Consider the following 17,848-nt stretch of genomic DNA (forward strand, 5'->3'; position numbering starts at 1 on the left):
TTGCCTGCCGGATTCCAGGCCCGTAAATGCAGGGGGCCCATGTCGGCGGCGCAATGGTCATACCAGTCGCTCGCCGGACAGGCGCCAGTCCATAGGTATGTCTACGAAATTCGGTTGCACATCCGAGCCTTAGGCGCGCATAATACCGGATGCGGACCCGGACCTCCTTGAGGCCGGGTATTTTTTTGCCTGGGGAGTTCTGCAATGGCCGAGAACAACAACTCCAATCCTCCGAACAACCAGCATGCCGAAGACCAGCATGATGGGGCGGAGAACGCACAGCAGGCGCTTGACGACCTGACGGTGCTGCAGAACGTCCAGAACCAGAACATGGGCGATGCCCGCCTGAACGTGGCGCGATCGGTTGACGTCAGCGACACGCAGCTGGGCAATCTCGCCAATGTGCAGCAGGGCTCGACGGGCAGCCCGCAGGTTCAGAACCTGGGCGGCATCGCCGGCGGCACGAACATCGCCATCGACGTCGAGATCGAGACGTCCAAGGACAACACCGTCGCTCCGCCCGAGCTGGAAAGCCTGGCGGGTGACGTGCGGGAAGAGGCGGTCACCATCGCGGTGAACTCCGGCGGCGCCAAGGCGCTGAACGTGCAGGAGCTCCCCGATCTGGCCAAGCCCGACGCGGAGTTCAAGCCTCAGGACCCGGCCCTCGGCCAGCCGGTCACCCTGACTCCTCCCGGCGGGTTTGTCGCCAATACCCAGATTCAGGAAGGTGCTGCCGCTCCGGCCGCCGCCGAGGCGGCGAAGGAAGATAAGGCTCCCGAGATCCAGGCGGCGGTCAATCACGCGCCGACGGTGGCGGGTGACGCATCGAGCTCGACGGTGCAGGAAGGGACTGTGAGCGGCCGTATCGTTGCCTCCGACAACGATGGCGACGCGCTCACCTTCCAGCTGATCGGTGCGGATGGCCAGCCGACCAACACCATCACCAACGACCACGGCACCATCACCATCAACTCGTCCACTGGCGAATACACCTTCGTGGCCAGCGAGGCGACCCGTTCCCTCGGCCTGAAGGACGACGGATCGCGTGAATCGGTGACCGATCTGTTCCAGATTCGGGTCAGCGATAGCCATGGCGGCGACGTTTCCACCAGCCTGAGCGTGACGGTGGAGGGCCTCAACGACGGTCCGGCCGTGTCCGGCGCGGTGACTCTCGACGCTATCGACGAAGATCATTCGATCACCATGACGGCGGCCGAGTGGCAGTCCAAGCTGCTGGGCAAGGCTTCCGATATCGACGGTGACGACCTGTCGGTCTCTCTCTCCGGCTTCGAAGTTTCCAACGGCAAGATCACCGACAACCAGGACGGCACCTTCACCTTTACGCCCGGCAAGGATTTCAGCGGCGATATCGAGGCAACCTACACCGTTTCCGATGGCCATGGCGGAACCACCACCGGCACTGCGACGCTTCATGTCAATGCGGTGAACGATCAGGCGACCCTTGACCCGCAGAATCTGGTTACGCGCGACGACGAAACCGCTGTGACCGGCAGCGCCCGCGGCAGCGACGTGGATGGCGACACGCTGACCTATTCCCTTGTCGATAACGACGGCAACAAGGTCACCCGGATCGATACCGACCATGGCACGGTGACCATCGACGCCAAGACCGGCGAATACACCTTCACGCCGAATGATGCGGCGGACGCCCTTGGCGAGGGCCAGTCGGCGCATGACAGCTTCCGGGTCGTGGCCAATGACGGCACGTTGGACAGCACGGTATCGACCGTGGACGTCACCGTGACCGGCTCCAACGATGGTCCGCAGACCAAGCTGGTGGAACTGACCGGTGGCGACGAGGACCACTCGATCACCATCACGGCAAAGGATCTGCTGAAGAACGCTTCGGATGTGGATGGCGATTCTCTGTCGGTGAGCAATCTGAGCGCCGAGCACGGCACCATCACTGACAATCATGACGGTACCTACACCTTCACTCCCGACGGTGATTTCAATGGTACGGTAAATCTGTCCTACACCATCAGCGACGGTCATACGGGCGGCACGGTCCAGGGATCGGCCACCTTTGATGTCGCTTCGGTCAATGACGCCGCGGTGATCACCGGCGACGCGTCCGGCGCGGTGGGCGAGGACGGCACCCTGGTGACCTCGGGCGACCTCAACGCCACCGACGTGGATTCGTCCGCCGCCTTCGTGGCGGGTTCGCAGAACGACGCCTACGGCACCTTCGCGGTGAACGAGAAGGGCGAGTGGTCCTATACCCTGGACAACAGCTCGGACGCGGTGCAGGGCCTGGCCGAGGGCGAGCATCTGACCCGCACCTTCGAGGTGCAGACCGCCGACGGCACCACCCAGACGGTGACCGTGACCATCGACGGCGCCAATGACGCCGCGGTGATCACCGGCGACGCGTCCGGCGCGGTGGGCGAGGACGGCACCCTGGTGACCTCGGGCGACCTCAACGCCACCGACGTGGATTCGTCCGCCGCCTTCGTGGCGGGTTCGCAGAACGACGCCTACGGCACCTTCGCGGTGAACGAGAAGGGCGAGTGGTCCTACACCCTGGACAACAGCTCGGACGCGGTGCAGGGCCTGGCCGAGGGCGAGCATCTGACCCGCACCTTCGAGGTGCAGACCGCCGACGGCACCACCCAGACGGTGACCGTGACCATCGACGGCGCCAATGACGCCGCGGTGATCACCGGCGACGCGTCGGGCGCGGTGGGCGAGGACGGCACCCTGGTGACCTCGGGCGACCTCAACGCCACCGACGTGGATTCGTCCGCCGCCTTCGTGGCGGGTTCGCAGAACGACGCCTACGGCACCTTCGCGGTGAACGAGAAGGGCGAGTGGTCCTACACCCTGGACAACAGCTCGGACGCGGTGCAGGGCCTGGCCGAGGGCGAGCATCTGACCCGCACCTTCGAGGTGCAGACCGCCGACGGCACCACCCAGACGGTGACCGTGACCATCGACGGCGCCAATGACGCCGCGGTGATCACCGGCGACGCGTCGGGCGCGGTGGGCGAGGACGGCACCCTGGTGACCTCGGGCGACCTCAACGCCACCGACGTGGATTCGTCCGCCGCCTTCGTGGCGGGTTCGCAGAACGACGCCTACGGCACCTTCGCGGTGAACGAGAAGGGCGAGTGGTCCTACACCCTGGACAACAACTCGGACGCGGTGCAGGGCCTGGCCGAGGGCGAGCATCTGACCCGCACCTTCGAGGTGCAGACCGCCGACGGCACCACCCAGACGGTGACCGTGACCATCGACGGCGCCAATGACGCCGCGGTGATCACCGGCGACGCGTCCGGCGCGGTGGGCGAGGACGGCACCCTGGTGACCTCGGGCGACCTCAACGCCACCGACGTGGATTCGTCCGCCGCCTTCGTGGCGGGTTCGCAGAACGACGCCTACGGCACCTTCGCGGTGAACGAGAAGGGCGAGTGGTCCTACACCCTGGACAACAGCTCGGACGCGGTGCAGGGCCTGGCCGAGGGCGAGCATCTGACCCGCACCTTCGAGGTGCAGACCGCCGACGGCACCACCCAGACGGTGACCGTGACCATCGACGGCGCCAATGACGCCGCGGTGATCACCGGCGACGCGTCCGGCGCGGTGGGCGAGGACGGCACCCTGGTGACCTCGGGCGACCTCAACGCCACCGACGTGGATTCGTCCGCCGCCTTCGTGGCGGGTTCGCAGAACGACGCCTACGGCACCTTCGCGGTGAACGAGAAGGGCGAGTGGTCCTACACCCTGGACAACAGCTCGGACGCGGTGCAGGGCCTGGCCGAGGGCGAGCATCTGACCCGCACCTTCGAGGTGCAGACCGCCGACGGCACCACCCAGACGGTGACCGTGACCATCGACGGCGCCAATGACGCCGCGGTGATCACCGGCGACGCGTCCGGCGCGGTGGGCGAGGACGGCACCCTGGTGACCTCGGGCGACCTCAACGCCACCGACGTGGATTCGTCCGCCGCCTTCGTGGCGGGTTCGCAGAACGACGCCTACGGCACCTTCGCGGTGAACGAGAAGGGCGAGTGGTCCTACACCCTGGACAACAGCTCGGACGCGGTGCAGGGCCTGGCCGAGGGCGAGCATCTGACCCGCACCTTCGAGGTGCAGACCGCCGACGGCACCACCCAGACGGTGACCGTGACCATCGACGGCGCCAATGACGCCGCGGTGATCACCGGCGACGCGTCCGGCGCGGTGGGCGAGGACGGCACCCTGGTGACCTCGGGCGACCTCAACGCCACCGACGTGGATTCGTCCGCCGCCTTCGTGGCGGGTTCGCAGAACGACGCCTACGGCACCTTCGCGGTGAACGAGAAGGGCGAGTGGTCCTACACCCTGGACAACAGCTCGGACGCGGTGCAGGGCCTGGCCGAGGGCGAGCATCTGACCCGCACCTTCGAGGTGCAGACCGCCGACGGCACCACCCAGACGGTGACCGTGACCATCGACGGCGCCAATGACGCCGCGGTGATCACCGGCGACGCGTCCGGCGCGGTGGGCGAGGACGGCACCCTGGTGACCTCGGGCGACCTCAACGCCACCGACGTGGATTCGTCCGCCGCCTTCGTGGCGGGTTCGCAGAACGACGCCTACGGCACCTTCGCGGTGAACGAGAAGGGCGAGTGGTCCTACACCCTGGACAACAGCTCGGACGCGGTGCAGGGCCTGGCCGAGGGCGAGCATCTGACCCGCACCTTCGAGGTGCAGACCGCCGACGGCACCACCCAGACGGTGACCGTGACCATCGACGGCGCCAATGACGCCGCGGTGATCACCGGCGACGCGTCCGGCGCGGTGGGCGAGGACGGCACCCTGGTGACCTCGGGCGACCTCAACGCCACCGACGTGGATTCGTCCGCCGCCTTCGTGGCGGGTTCGCAGAACGACGCCTACGGCACCTTCGCGGTGAACGAGAAGGGCGAGTGGTCCTACACCCTGGACAACAGCTCGGACGCGGTGCAGGGCCTGGCCGAGGGCGAGCATCTGACCCGCACCTTTACGGTCGAGACCGCCGACGGCACCACCCAGACGGTGACCGTGACCATCGACGGCGCCAATGACGCCGCGGTGATCACCGGCGACGCGTCCGGCGCGGTGGGCGAGGACGGCACCCTGGTGACCTCGGGCGACCTCAACGCCACCGACGTGGATTCGTCCGCCGCCTTCGTGGCGGGTTCGCAGAACGACGCCTACGGCACCTTCGCGGTGAACGAGAAGGGCGAGTGGTCCTACACCCTGGACAACGGCTCCGACGCGGTGCAGGGCCTGGCCGAGGGCGAGCAGCTGACCCGCACCTTTACGGTCGAGACCGCCGACGGCACCACCCAGACGGTGACCGTGACCATCGACGGCGCCAATGACGCCGCGGTGATCACCGGCGACGCCTCGGGCGCGGTGGGCGAGGACGGCACCCTGGTGACCAGCGGCACTCTGAACGTTTCGGATGCCGATGCCGGCCAGGCGTATGTCCAGGCCGCGACCGTCCAGACCAGCGAAGGCACGTTCCATGTGGGCCAGGACGGCCAGTGGAGCTTCGCGCTCAACAACACCAATCCCGATGTGCAGGCGCTGGGCGTCGGCGAGACCATGACCAAGACCTTCACGGTCACCTCGGCCGACGGCACCGACACCCAGGAGGTGACGGTGACCATCAGCGGCTCCAATGACGGGCCGGTGGTCAGCGGCGCGGTGGATCTGGGCGATACCGCCGAGGATCACTCCATCACCTTCACGGCGCAGCAATTGCTGGGCAACGCCTCTGACATCGATGGCGACACGCTGTCGGTGAGCGGGCTTTCGGCCTCCAACGGCACCATCACCCAGAATGCCGACGGCAGCTATACCTTCACGCCCAATGCCGATTTCAATGGCGACGTGAACATCACCTACACCGTCTCGGACGGCCATGGCGGCACCACCACGGGGTCGGCGACGCTGGACGTGACGGCGGTTGACGACGACAGCGTGATCACCGGCGATACCACCGGTTCGGTGACCGAGGACGGCACGCTGGTGGCTTCGGGCGACCTTGACGCCACGGATGCCGATAAGGGCTCGGGCCACGCCAACAACGGCCACGGCAACGGCGACCAGGAGGCTCCTGGAAACTCGGGCGACCATAACAACGCCGAGAATTCCGAGAACAGCGGCCAGGGCAACAGCGGCCAGGGCCAGGGTGGCCATGGCGGCGATGACCAAGCGGCCTTCGTGGTCTCGAGCCAGACCGACGAGCACGGCACCTTCACCATCAATGCCGAGGGCAACTGGTCCTATACGCTGAACAATACCTCGGAGGCGGTGCAGTCTCTGGGCGTCGACGATCACCTGACCAAGACCTTCACGGTGCAGACCGAGGACGGGACCACCCAGACGGTGACGATCACGGTGAACGGCGCCAATGACGGCCCGACCACCGGCGAGGTGACCCTGGCTTCCGGCACCGAGGACCGCTCGGTGACCATCAAGGCCAGCGACCTGCTGTCCAATGCCCATGACGTTGACGGCGACACGCTGTCGGTGAGCAACCTCAGCGCCACCAACGGCACCATCACCGACAACCACGACGGCACCTACACCTTCACCCCCAACGCCGACTTCCATGGCGATGTGAACCTGACCTACACCATCTCGGATGGCAATGGCGGCGCCACCCAGGGCACCGCCAGCTTCGACGTGGCTTCGGTCAATGACGGCCCGACCACGGCGGAGGTGACCCTGGCTTCCGGCACCGAGGACCGCTCGGTGACCATCAAGGCCAGCGATCTGCTGGGCAACGCCCATGACGTGGACGGCGATACGCTTTCGGTCAGCGGCCTGTCGGCCACCAACGGCACCATCACCGACAACCATGACGGCACCTACACCTTCACGCCGAGCCATGACTTCAACGGCAATGTGGAACTGTCCTACACCATCTCGGATGGCCAGGGCGGCAGCGTGGCCGGTTCGGCTCATTTCGACGTGGCGGCCGTGGCGGATTCGCCTGTCCTGTCGGCGTCGAACATCACTGTCGACCTTGGGGCGGGCCAGGCCCAGACCCTGAGCGGCACCGCCGGCAGCGATACCCTGAGCGGCGGTTCGGGCAACGACGTGGTCAACGGCTCGTCGGGCGACGACACGCTGTATGGCGACGGCACCGGCAGCGTGACGGTTCCGCTGAACATTAGCGACCGCCTGAGCGATGTGGACGGTTCGGAATCGCTCGGCAGCGTCACCATCGGCGGCCTGCCGGCGGGCGCGACCCTGTCGGCCGGCACCCATAACGCCGACGGCACCTGGACTCTGACTCCGGCGCAGCTGACGGGCCTCAGCGTCACCACCACCGAGGGCACCAACCTGCACCTCAGCGTGACGGCGACCTCGACCGAGGCCTCCAACGGCTCCACGGCCAGCACGACCACCAGCTTCGACATCAGCTTCAGCGGCACCGCCGCGGGTAACGACACCCTGGACGGCGGCGCGGGCAACGACACCCTGTTCGGCGGTGCGGGCAACGACACCCTGTCGGGCGGCACGGGCTCGGATCTGCTGGAAGGCGGTGACGGCAACGACGTGCTGAACTTCTCGGCCGACGGCACCTGGAGCGGCGGATACGTGTCGCAGAACGTGGGCGATCCCACCCATGCCGGCACTAACGAGACCTACGCCATCGCTGGCGACAATGTCAGCCAGGACGTGTTCCGTGGCGGAGCCGGCACCGACACCCTGGTGATGGGTGCGGGCAACGACGCGGTGTTCCTGGATGACGGCTACAGCGCTTCGCCCACCGGCGGCGCGCGCCTGGATAGCATCGAAGTGATCAATGCCGGCGACGGCAACGATGTGGTCGACCTGACCTCCAGCCGTTACACCGTGGGCGACACCACCATCGACGGTGGTGCCGGCAACGACGTGCTGCTGGGCAATGCCGGCAACGACATGATCATCGGCGGCACTGGCAATGACGTGCTGTACGGGGCGTCGGGCAACGACACGCTGCTGGGCGGCGACGGCGCCGATACCCTGGACGGCGGCTGGGGCGCCGACACCATCGACGCCGGCGCCGGCAACGACCTTGGCATCATCAAGGGCGGCCAGTCGGCGGGCGACAATTACGACGGCGGCGCCGGCACCGATACCCTGCGCATCGACCTCACCGGGTCGCAGTACACCGCGGCGGTGCGTGCCGAACTGCAGCAATTCCAGTCCTTCATCGCCGATCCGGCCCATGCCGGCCAGAGCTTCCACTTCAACACCCTTGGCGTTGACGCCAAGAATTGGGAAAGCCTGAAGCTGACGGTGGACGGCCGCGAGGTGGCGCTTGAGAACGCTCCCACGGTGACCACCGCCTCGGCGGTTTCCACCGACGAGGATCACTCCGGCGCCGGCCGTGTGGTCGGCACCGATCAGGACGTGGGCGACAGCGTGCGCTACCACCTGATGGACGCCAGCGGCAACCAGGTGGACAGCCTGACTACCGCCCACGGCACGGTGACCATCAATTCCACCACCGGCGAATACACCTTTACCCCCAATGCCGACGCGCAGTCCCTGCGGGTCGGCGACGTGCAGACCGACAGCTTCAAGGTTGTCGCCACCGACGGCGTCATGACCAGTGCGCCCTCCACGGTGGGGGTGACCATCACCGGCTCCAATGACGGTGCGGTGATCACCGGCGCCACCACCGGCACCGTGGCCGAGGACGGCAACGGCCACGCCACCGGTACGCTGAATGTGGCCGACGTGGATGCCGGCCAGGCCCATGTGCAGGCCGGCACGGTCCAGACCGATCAGGGCACCTTCACCATCGGCGAGAACGGCCAGTGGACCTTCCAGGTCAACTCGGCCAACGCCGACGTGCAGGCCCTGGGTGCCGGCGAGACCATGACCAAGACCTTCGCCGTGGCCTCGGCCGATGGCACCGCCACCCAGAACGTGACGGTGACCATCACCGGCGGCAACGACGCCGCCACCATCAGCGGCACCACCACCGGCACGGTGGCCGAGGACGGCAACGGCCGCGCCACCGGCACCCTGTCGGTCGCCGACGTCGATCACGGCCAGGCCCATGTGCAGGCCGGCACAGTCCAGACCGATCAGGGCACCTTCACCATCGGCGAGAACGGCCAGTGGACCTTCCAGGTCAACTCGGCCAACGCCGACGTGCAGGCCCTGGCCTCCGGCGAGACCATGACCAAGACCTTCGCCGTGGCCTCGGCCGATGGCACCGCCACCCAGAACGTGACGGTGACCATCACCGGCGGCAACGACGCCGCCACCATCAGCGGCACCACCACCGGCACGGTGGCCGAGGACGGCAACGGCCGCGCCACCGGCACCCTGTCGGTCGCCGACGTCGATCACGGCCAGGCCCATGTGCAGGCCGGCACAGTCCAGACCGATCAGGGCACCTTCACCATCGGCGAGAACGGCCAGTGGACCTTCCAGGTCAACTCGGCCAACGCCGACGTGCAGGCCCTGGCCTCCGGCGAGACCATGACCAAGACCTTCGCCGTGGCCTCGGCCGACGGCACCGCTACCCAGAACGTGACGGTGACCATCACCGGCGGCAACGACGCCGCCACCATCAGCGGCACCACCACCGGCACGGTGGCCGAGGACGGCAACGGCCGCGCCACCGGCACCCTGTCGGTCGCCGACGTCGATCACGGCCAGGCCCATGTGCAGGCCGGCACGGTCCAGACCGATCAGGGCACCTTCACCATCGGCGAGAACGGCCAGTGGACCTTCCAGGTCAACTCGGCCAACGCCGACGTGCAGGCCCTGGCCTCCGGCGAGACCATGACCAAGACTTTCGCCGTGGCCTCGGCCGACGGCACCGCTACCCAGAACGTGACGGTGACCATCACCGGCGGCAACGACGGCCCGACGGTGAGCGGCGACGTGACCCTGGCCGGCGGTGTCGAGGATCGTTCGATCACCATCAAGGCGTCGGACCTGCTGGGCAACGCCCATGACGTGGACGGCGATACCTTGTCGATCACGGCGATCAGCTCGACCCACGGCACCATCGTCGACAACCACGACGGTACCTTCACCTTCAGCCCGGCCGCCAATTTCAGCGGCGACGTGGACCTGACCTACACCGTCAGCGACGGCCATGGCGGCACCACCACCGGCACCGCTTCGCTGGATGTCGGCGCGGTCGCCGACGCGCCCGAGCTCAGCCTCAACCTGGGTGCCGGTGCCTCCGTCACCCTGGGCGGCGAGACCGAGGACGTGACCATCAACGTCGCCAACATGAATACGACCGGCAGCGGCTTCTCCGTCTCCGCCCTGAACCTGGACGGTTCGGCGGGCACGCTGTCCACCCACACCGGCCCCGCGGGCTTCGGCGTGGCGGGCGGCGCGTCCGGCGATGCCACCGAGCTGGGGCAGTCCGGTGGCCGCTCTGAGAAGATCGTGGTCAATTTCGACAACGACGTCTCCACGGCCGACGTCAAGTTCGCCTGGCTGGCTTCCAACGAGAAGGCCCATTACGACCTGTTCCGCGATGGCGTGAAGGTGGGTGAGGGCACGGTCACCGGCATCACCGACTCGGTCGATCCGGCCGTCAGCCTGCACGCCACCGACAATGGCGGCTTCGATCAGATCGTCTTCTCGGCGCCCAGCGGCGGCGACAACGACTTCCTGATCAACTCCATCAGCTTCGAGGCGGTCGAGCCCGGTGAGCAGGTGGTGGACTATCCGCTGAATGTCGCGGCGAGCCTGAAGGATACCGATGGCTCCGAGAGCCTGACCGTCACCCTGACCGGTCTGCCCCATGATGCGGTCATCCTGGACGCGGCTGGCCACTCGGTCGGCATCGACAACGGTGACGGCACCTGGTCGCTGCCGGCGGGCAGCCTCGACCACCTGACCCTGCGGGTGCCTTCGGGAACCGACGCCTTCACCCTGGGCGCCACCGCCACCGCCACCGAGGCGGATACCGGTGCCATCGTGCGCACCGCCTCGACCTCGGCGAGCGTGGATGTGGGCGAGTTCAACCAGGGCCCGGTGGCTGGCGACGACAGCACCATCGACGTGGCGGCCGATGCGCCGGCCCTGTCGGTGGATCTGGGCGCCTCGGTTGCCGAGACCCATACCAGCACCACCACCACCACCACGGCCAGCCCGTTCACCTTCTCGGTGGCGGGAGTGTCCGACATCAACCCGGCCACCACCACCACGGTGGCGGGTGGCACGGCGGTGACCGGCGGCTCGGGTAACGACGCGGTCAAGATCAGCGGCGACACCTGGGCTTCGGTCTCCACCGGCGCGGGTGACGACAACGTCGTGGTCAACGGCTCGTTCTGGAATGCCGGCATGGATACCGGCACCGGCAACGACGCGGTCAAGATCGGCGGCAGCCTGGGCGGCACGGTCAACACCGGCGCCGGCAACGACGCGGTGCAGATCGGCGGCGACGCCTCCGGCTCGGTTTCCACCGAGGCGGGCAACGACACCGTCAAGGTGGGCGGCAACATCAACGCCGCCATGAGCCTGGGCGATGGCGACAACGCCCTGCAGGTGGGCGGCGCGGTCAACTCGGCGGTCACCGCCGGGTCGGGCAACGACACCGTCCTGGTGGGCGGCAGCGCCAATGCCGGCATCAACCTGGGCGACGGCAACAACACCATCGAGGTGAAGGGCGACGCCAATTCCGGCGGCAACATCACCACCGGAACCGGCAACGACAAGATTCACATCGACGGCATCGCCAACGGCGGTTCCATCGTCACCGGCGCCGGCGACGACGTGGTGGTCATCGACCACGGCATCAATGGCGGCAAGGTCGACATGGGCAGCGGCAACGACGCGGTCTATGTGTCCGGCAACATCTACGCCACCATCGACGGCGGCGCCGGCACCGACTCGATCCAGCTGGGCAGCTACACCAAGGCCCAGTACATGGCCGACAGCCAACTGCAGCAGCGTCTGGCCAATTTCGAGAACATCAAGTTCTCGGACGGCCAGGTGATCGGCGATGCCTCCGCCTTCGGCGGCACCACCACGACCACCACCACGACCACCACCTACAAGACCCCGCTGACCATCGAGGCGACGCTGAACGATGGCGACGGCAGCGAGACCCTGTCCTCGGTGACCCTGGACCACATCCCGGCCGGCGTGACTGTGGAGCTTGGCGGCCATGCCCTGGCGGCCAATGCCGACGGCAGCTACACCGTGCAGGTGAGCTCGGGCTCGCCGATGACCCTGACCCTGGTCAGCTCGTCGCCGGTCAGCGAGGGCAGCCTGTCGGGCATCACCACCGCCGTGCATTCGACCGAGGCCAACGGCGGCGACGTGTCGGTGACCACCGTGGTGGGCATCGGCAGCAACGCCGGCACGCACGAGGCCGCTCAGGCCATCGAGACCAACGAGGACAAGGCCCTGACCATCAAGGCCTCTGACCTGCTGGCCAACGACAGCGACGCCAACGGCGACGCTCTGACCATCACCGGCGTGGGCAACGCCGCGCACGGTTCGGTCAGCCTCAACAGCGACGGCACCATCACCTTCACGCCGGATGCCAATTACCACGGCGCGGCGACCTTCGAGTACACCATCAGCGACGGCAAGGGCGGCACCGACACGGCGACCGTCACCGTGCAGGTGGACGACGTCAACGACGTGCCGGTGATCACCTCGGTGACCAACGGCGTCGGGACCGAGGATCACTCGGTCAGCGGTTCGGTGCGCGCCTCCGACGTGGACGGCGACTCCCTGGGCTATCACCTGGACGGCGGCGTCTCGGGCGCCAACGGCCACGAGACCCTGACCACCGCCCACGGCACCGTGGACCTCAACACCGCCACCGGCGACTACACCTTCACTCCCACCGCCAACTGGGCGGGCACCGACCGGTTCAACGTCACGGTGTCCGACGGCCATGGCGGCAGCGTCAGCCAGGCGGTTGGCGTCAACATCGAGGCGGTGGCCGACAAGGCCAGCGTGTCGGTGGCCATTGGTGCGCCGGTCGAGACCCCCAACGGCAGCTTCACCGTCACCAACTTGGACAGCACGGCGTCGGCCGGCTACAACAACACCTACGGCTATTACGTCATGGACGATAACGGCAACCCGACCTCGGGTGGCGTGATCTGGTCCAACGTGCATGCCACGCCCGGCGCTACGGCGACGGTCAACGGCGTCGATCCCGATCGGGTCGGCTTCTTCCTGATCCCCGACGGTGGCAGCCAGAATTCCGGCCTGGCCAACGGCGCGGCTCTGACCTTCTCGAAGGACTCGGCGGGTAACTGGCAGGCCAGCGACAGCGCCGGCCACGTGCTCAACGGCGCCGGCACCAAGGTGCTGTTCGACAAGAGCGCGCTGAATTCCGACCGTATGGTCCATTCCGAGGACACCAGCGCCGTTTCCGGCAACCAGAACTGGGAAGACCTGAACGGCGGCGGCGACCGCGACTACAACGACGTCAACATGTCGGTGTCGTGGAATGCCGCGGCTCCCACCGCGACCCATCCGCTGACCGTGTCGGCCAATTTCCCCGACATGGACGGCTCGGAAGGGCACACCGTCAAGATCTCGGGCCTGCCTTCTGGTTCGACCCTGTATCAGAACGGCGTGGCCCTGGCGGCGGGCGCCGACGGTTCGTACTCCATCAACCCCAACCAGATGACTGGCCTTTCGGTCAAGACCCCGGCCGGCTTCAACGGCGACCTCAACGTCAACGTCACCGCGGTCAGCACCGACGGCACCAGCGTGGCGTCGTCCTCGGCCTCGGCCACGGTGCATGACGACCTGTCCAACCACGGGCCGGTGGCGGGCGATCCCACCTCGGTCTCTGGTGCCATGAACGCCACCCTGACGGGCGCGGTGAGCGTGTCCGACGCCGACGGCGACCACCTGTCCTACGCGGTGGGCACCGGCGCCAGCGGGCCGCAGCACGGCACCGTCGTGGTCAACACCGACGGCACCTTCACCTACACCCCGACCGGCAATTACAGCGGCACGGACACCTTCAAGGTCACCGTGTCCGACGGCCATGGCGGCACCACCACCGAGACCGTCAACGTCAGCGTGCTGAACGGCGCGCCGACCCTGACCGCCGCCAATGCCGCCACCGCCAACGACCACAGCGCGGTCACCGGCCATGTCAGCGCGGTCGACCCCAATGCGGGCGACACCGTCAGCTACTCGCTGATGGATGCTAGCGGCAACCATGTGAGCAGCCTGGTCACCGACCACGGCACGGTCACCATCAACGCCTCGACCGGCGACTACACCTTCACCCCCAACGCGGCCAATGCCAGCCTGGGCGTGGGCAAGTCGGTCACCGACAGCTTCAAGGTGGTGGCCACCGACAGCCACGGCGCCGACTCCAACGTGGGCACGGTCAACGTCACGGTGACCGGCTCCAACGACGGGCCGGTGGTCAGCGGCGTCACGGGCGGAACCGGCAACGAGAGCGTCACCAGCGCCGCCACCGTGGTGACCGGCAAGGTCAACGCGTCCGACGTGGATACCGGTGACAGCCTGAGCTACTCGGTGGTGTCCGGCGGTACCCATAACGGCACGCTGGCGGTCGCGGCCGACGGCACCTACACCTTCACCGCCACCGACAAGAACTGGCACGGCACCGACAACTTCACGGTCCAGGTGTCCGACGGCCATGGCGGCACGGTCAACCAGACGGTGGCCATCACTGTCAACGCCCAGGCCGACGCGGCGACCATCAACGCCCAGAACGTCAGCATGGCGGCCCAGTCGGGCTCGACCTTCACCGCCAGCGGCGGCTATGCCGAGGGCGGTTCGGGCTCCGACATCATCAACGGCAGCACCGCCAACGACATCCTGTACGGCGATGATCCGTCCGGCGACACGGGCGTGACTGTGGCCCTCAACATCACGGCAGCGGCCGTTTCGGGCGAGTCGGTGGCCTCCATCACCCTGTCCAACCTGCCGGGCGGCGCCGAGCTCAACCACGGCGTCAACAACGGCGACGGCACCTGGACGCTGACGCAGGCCGACCTCACCGGCCTGACCCTGACGTCGAGCAACGGCATCGGCGGCACCGTCGACGTGGCGGTGACCACCCTGGACGGCACCAGCACGGCGGTGACCAACTCGTCGTTCAACGTCTCGTTCGCGGGCGGCTTCAACGACACCATCACCGGCGGCGCGGGCGCCGACACCATGTATGGCGGCGCCGGCAACGACGTGTTCAAGGTGACGGGCGCCACCGAAGGCGCCGGCGACACCTATGACGGCGGTTCGGGCATCGACACGGTTCTGGGCAGCGCGGGCAACGACGTGATCAGCGTCACCAACAACCTGGGCAACATGCGCTCCATCGAGGTGATCGACGGTGGCGCCGGCACGGATACCCTGCTGGCCGGCTCGGGCAACGACTATCTCGACTTCTCCAACACCACCATCCGCAATGTCGAAGTGATCGACACCGGGGCCGGCAACGACGTCATCACCGGCTCGGCCGGTGCCGACAAGATAGTGACCGGCAGCGGTAACGACACCGTGGTGGCGGTAGGCGGCACCACCGCCGGCGACGTGTATGACGGCGGCACCGGCACCGACACCCTGAACGTCGACCTCTCGCCGGCCGAGTACACCCAGGCGGTGCGCACCGAGCTGATGAGCTTCGCCTCGTTTACCGCCGACGCGGCCAATGCCGGCAAGACCTTCACCTTCCAGAGCCTGGGCGGCCTCAAGGCGACCAATTTCGAGCAGCTGCAGGTGACGGTGGACGGCAACGACGTCGACCTCAACCACCCGCCGCAGGTCACCAGCGTCGAGACCAACTACACCGCCGGCCATGCGGACGGCAGCGTGCATGCGGTCGACTCCGACGGCGACACCATGTCCTACTCGTTCGGCACCAATGCCAACGGTACGCCCATCACCTCGATGAGCACCGCGCACGGCACGGTGAGCATCAATGCGCAGACCGGCGAGTACCACTTCACCGCCACGGATTCCAACTACAAGGGAACCGACCAGTTCAGCGTCACCGTCAAGGACGGCATGGGCGGCACCACCACCCAGAAGGTCACCCTGGACTTCAACCCGGGCGACGACGCCACCGTGGTGACCGGTCCCACCAACCTGGGCGCCGGTACCGAGGACACGCAGGTGTTCATCAAGTCCAGCGACCTGCTGGCCAATTCCACCGACGTGGACAACACCCTGCATGTGGCCAACCTGTCGGGCGTCGACTCGCACGGCAACACGGTGGGCAGCTTCGTGCATGCGGTGGACGCCGACGGCAATGACGGCTGGGCCTTCACGCCCAACGCCAATTTCGCCGGCGACGTCACCGTCAATTACGACGTGGTGACCGATACGGGCATCGCCACCCGCACCAGCGGCGCGCTGCATGTGGACGCGGTGGCCGACGCCGCCACCTTCGACGCCACCATCGGAGCCAACGGCGCCTCGGTGGCCCATCTGGGCAACGACAGCAAGCAGGTCAACCTCTATGTCAACGACACCAGCAGCGGCACCGCCGGCTTCGACATCTATCTCGGCGGCACCAATCTGGGTCACTATTCGGTCAGCCGCAGCTACAGCGCCGACAAGGCGATCTCGCTGACCCTGACCGACGCCCAGCACGACCAGCTGCTGAACGGCGCCGACATCAAGATCGTCGACAACGACGGCTACAACACCCGTGACGTCCTGGTGGACAGGATCCAGGTGGACGGCATCACCTTCCAGGCCGAGAACGGCATCCTGTCGGGCGCCAGCACCACCGGCGGCTATTACGGCGTTTCCAGCGAAACCTACGCCCGCCTGAACAATGTGGGCTCGTCGGTGACCTTCGACTTCGACTCCTCGGTCACCCACACCGCCAGCGGCTACCACATCGATCTGGCCGGTCATCTCAATGACACCGACGGGTCGGAGACGCTGAGCTACCACATCGACGCCCTGCCCACCGGCGCCTCGCTGACCTATACCGGCAACGAGGGCACCCTGGTGCACAACACCGACGGCAGCTGGGACTTCAATGTCGACAACTCGCACTACGATGGCGCGGTTTCGCTCAACATGAACGTGGCCCAGGGCACCCAGGGCTTCGACGTCCATGTCACCGCCGATTCCATCGAAGCCAGCAACCTTGACGAAGCCAATGTCGGCGACACCGTCCATTGCGACGGCGCCGTCGGCGGCGGGTCGTCCATCCCCGGCATCACCCTGGTGGGCAATTCCGGCAACGACGACATCATCGGCACCAACGGCAACGACCTGCTGCTGGGCGGCAAGGGCGGCGCCACCTATCGCTACTCGGGCGGCAGCCATGGCGGCGGCGGCTCGCATGGCGGCTGGAGCATCGTCCAGGCCGACACCAACGATGTGATCAGCGCAGGGGCCGGCGACGACGTGATCTACGGCGACGCCAAGATGGTGGGCGGCCAGGTCTATGTCACCGGTGCCGGCAACGACGTGCTGGATGGCGGTGCGGGCAACGACCAGATCCATGGCGGAGCCGGCAACGACACCATCATCGGCGGCACCGGCGACGACGTCATGTGGGGCGACCAGGGCAACGACACCTTCCTGTTCGACTTCGGCTTCGGCCACGACGTGGTGGACGGTGGCCGCGGTTCGTCCTGGACGGATACGCTGGACCTTACCCACGACACCCATGTCGCCGCGGTCAACATCGAAGGCGTGTCGGGCTGGGCGGTCAGCGTCGACGCCGAGGGTCACCACGTGGCGCAGTCTGTGGCCGGGGGCAAGGATGCCAGCGGCACGGTCATCGTCACCAACACCGACGGCAGCCAGGACACCATCGAATTCCACAACGTGGAAAAGATCACCTGGTAAGCCGGATTTGACGGCGATAACGGGGGCCGCCCACCGGGGCGGCCCCTTTTCT

1 protein-coding gene is annotated in these 17,848 nt (G+C 67.2%); it reads left to right on the top strand.

Annotation, left to right across the window (positions count from 1 at the left end):
* Positions 1–204: 204 nt before the first annotated feature.
* On the top strand, positions 205–17,796 hold the full coding sequence (locus XM1_RS24115) for a VCBS domain-containing protein (RefSeq protein ID WP_068433881.1): 17,592 nt from the start codon (positions 205–207) through the stop codon (positions 17,794–17,796).
* Positions 17,797–17,848 lie beyond the last annotated feature (52 nt).

The organism is Magnetospirillum sp. XM-1 (assembly GCF_001511835.1).
Classification (GTDB): Bacteria; Pseudomonadota; Alphaproteobacteria; order Rhodospirillales; family Magnetospirillaceae; genus Phaeospirillum.

What these genes read in the sequence shown, in the direction of transcription:
- XM1_RS24115 (WP_068433881.1), top strand. Translation starts at nt 205, where the DNA reads ATGGCCGAGAACAACAACTCCAATCCTCCGAACAACCAGCATGCCGAA.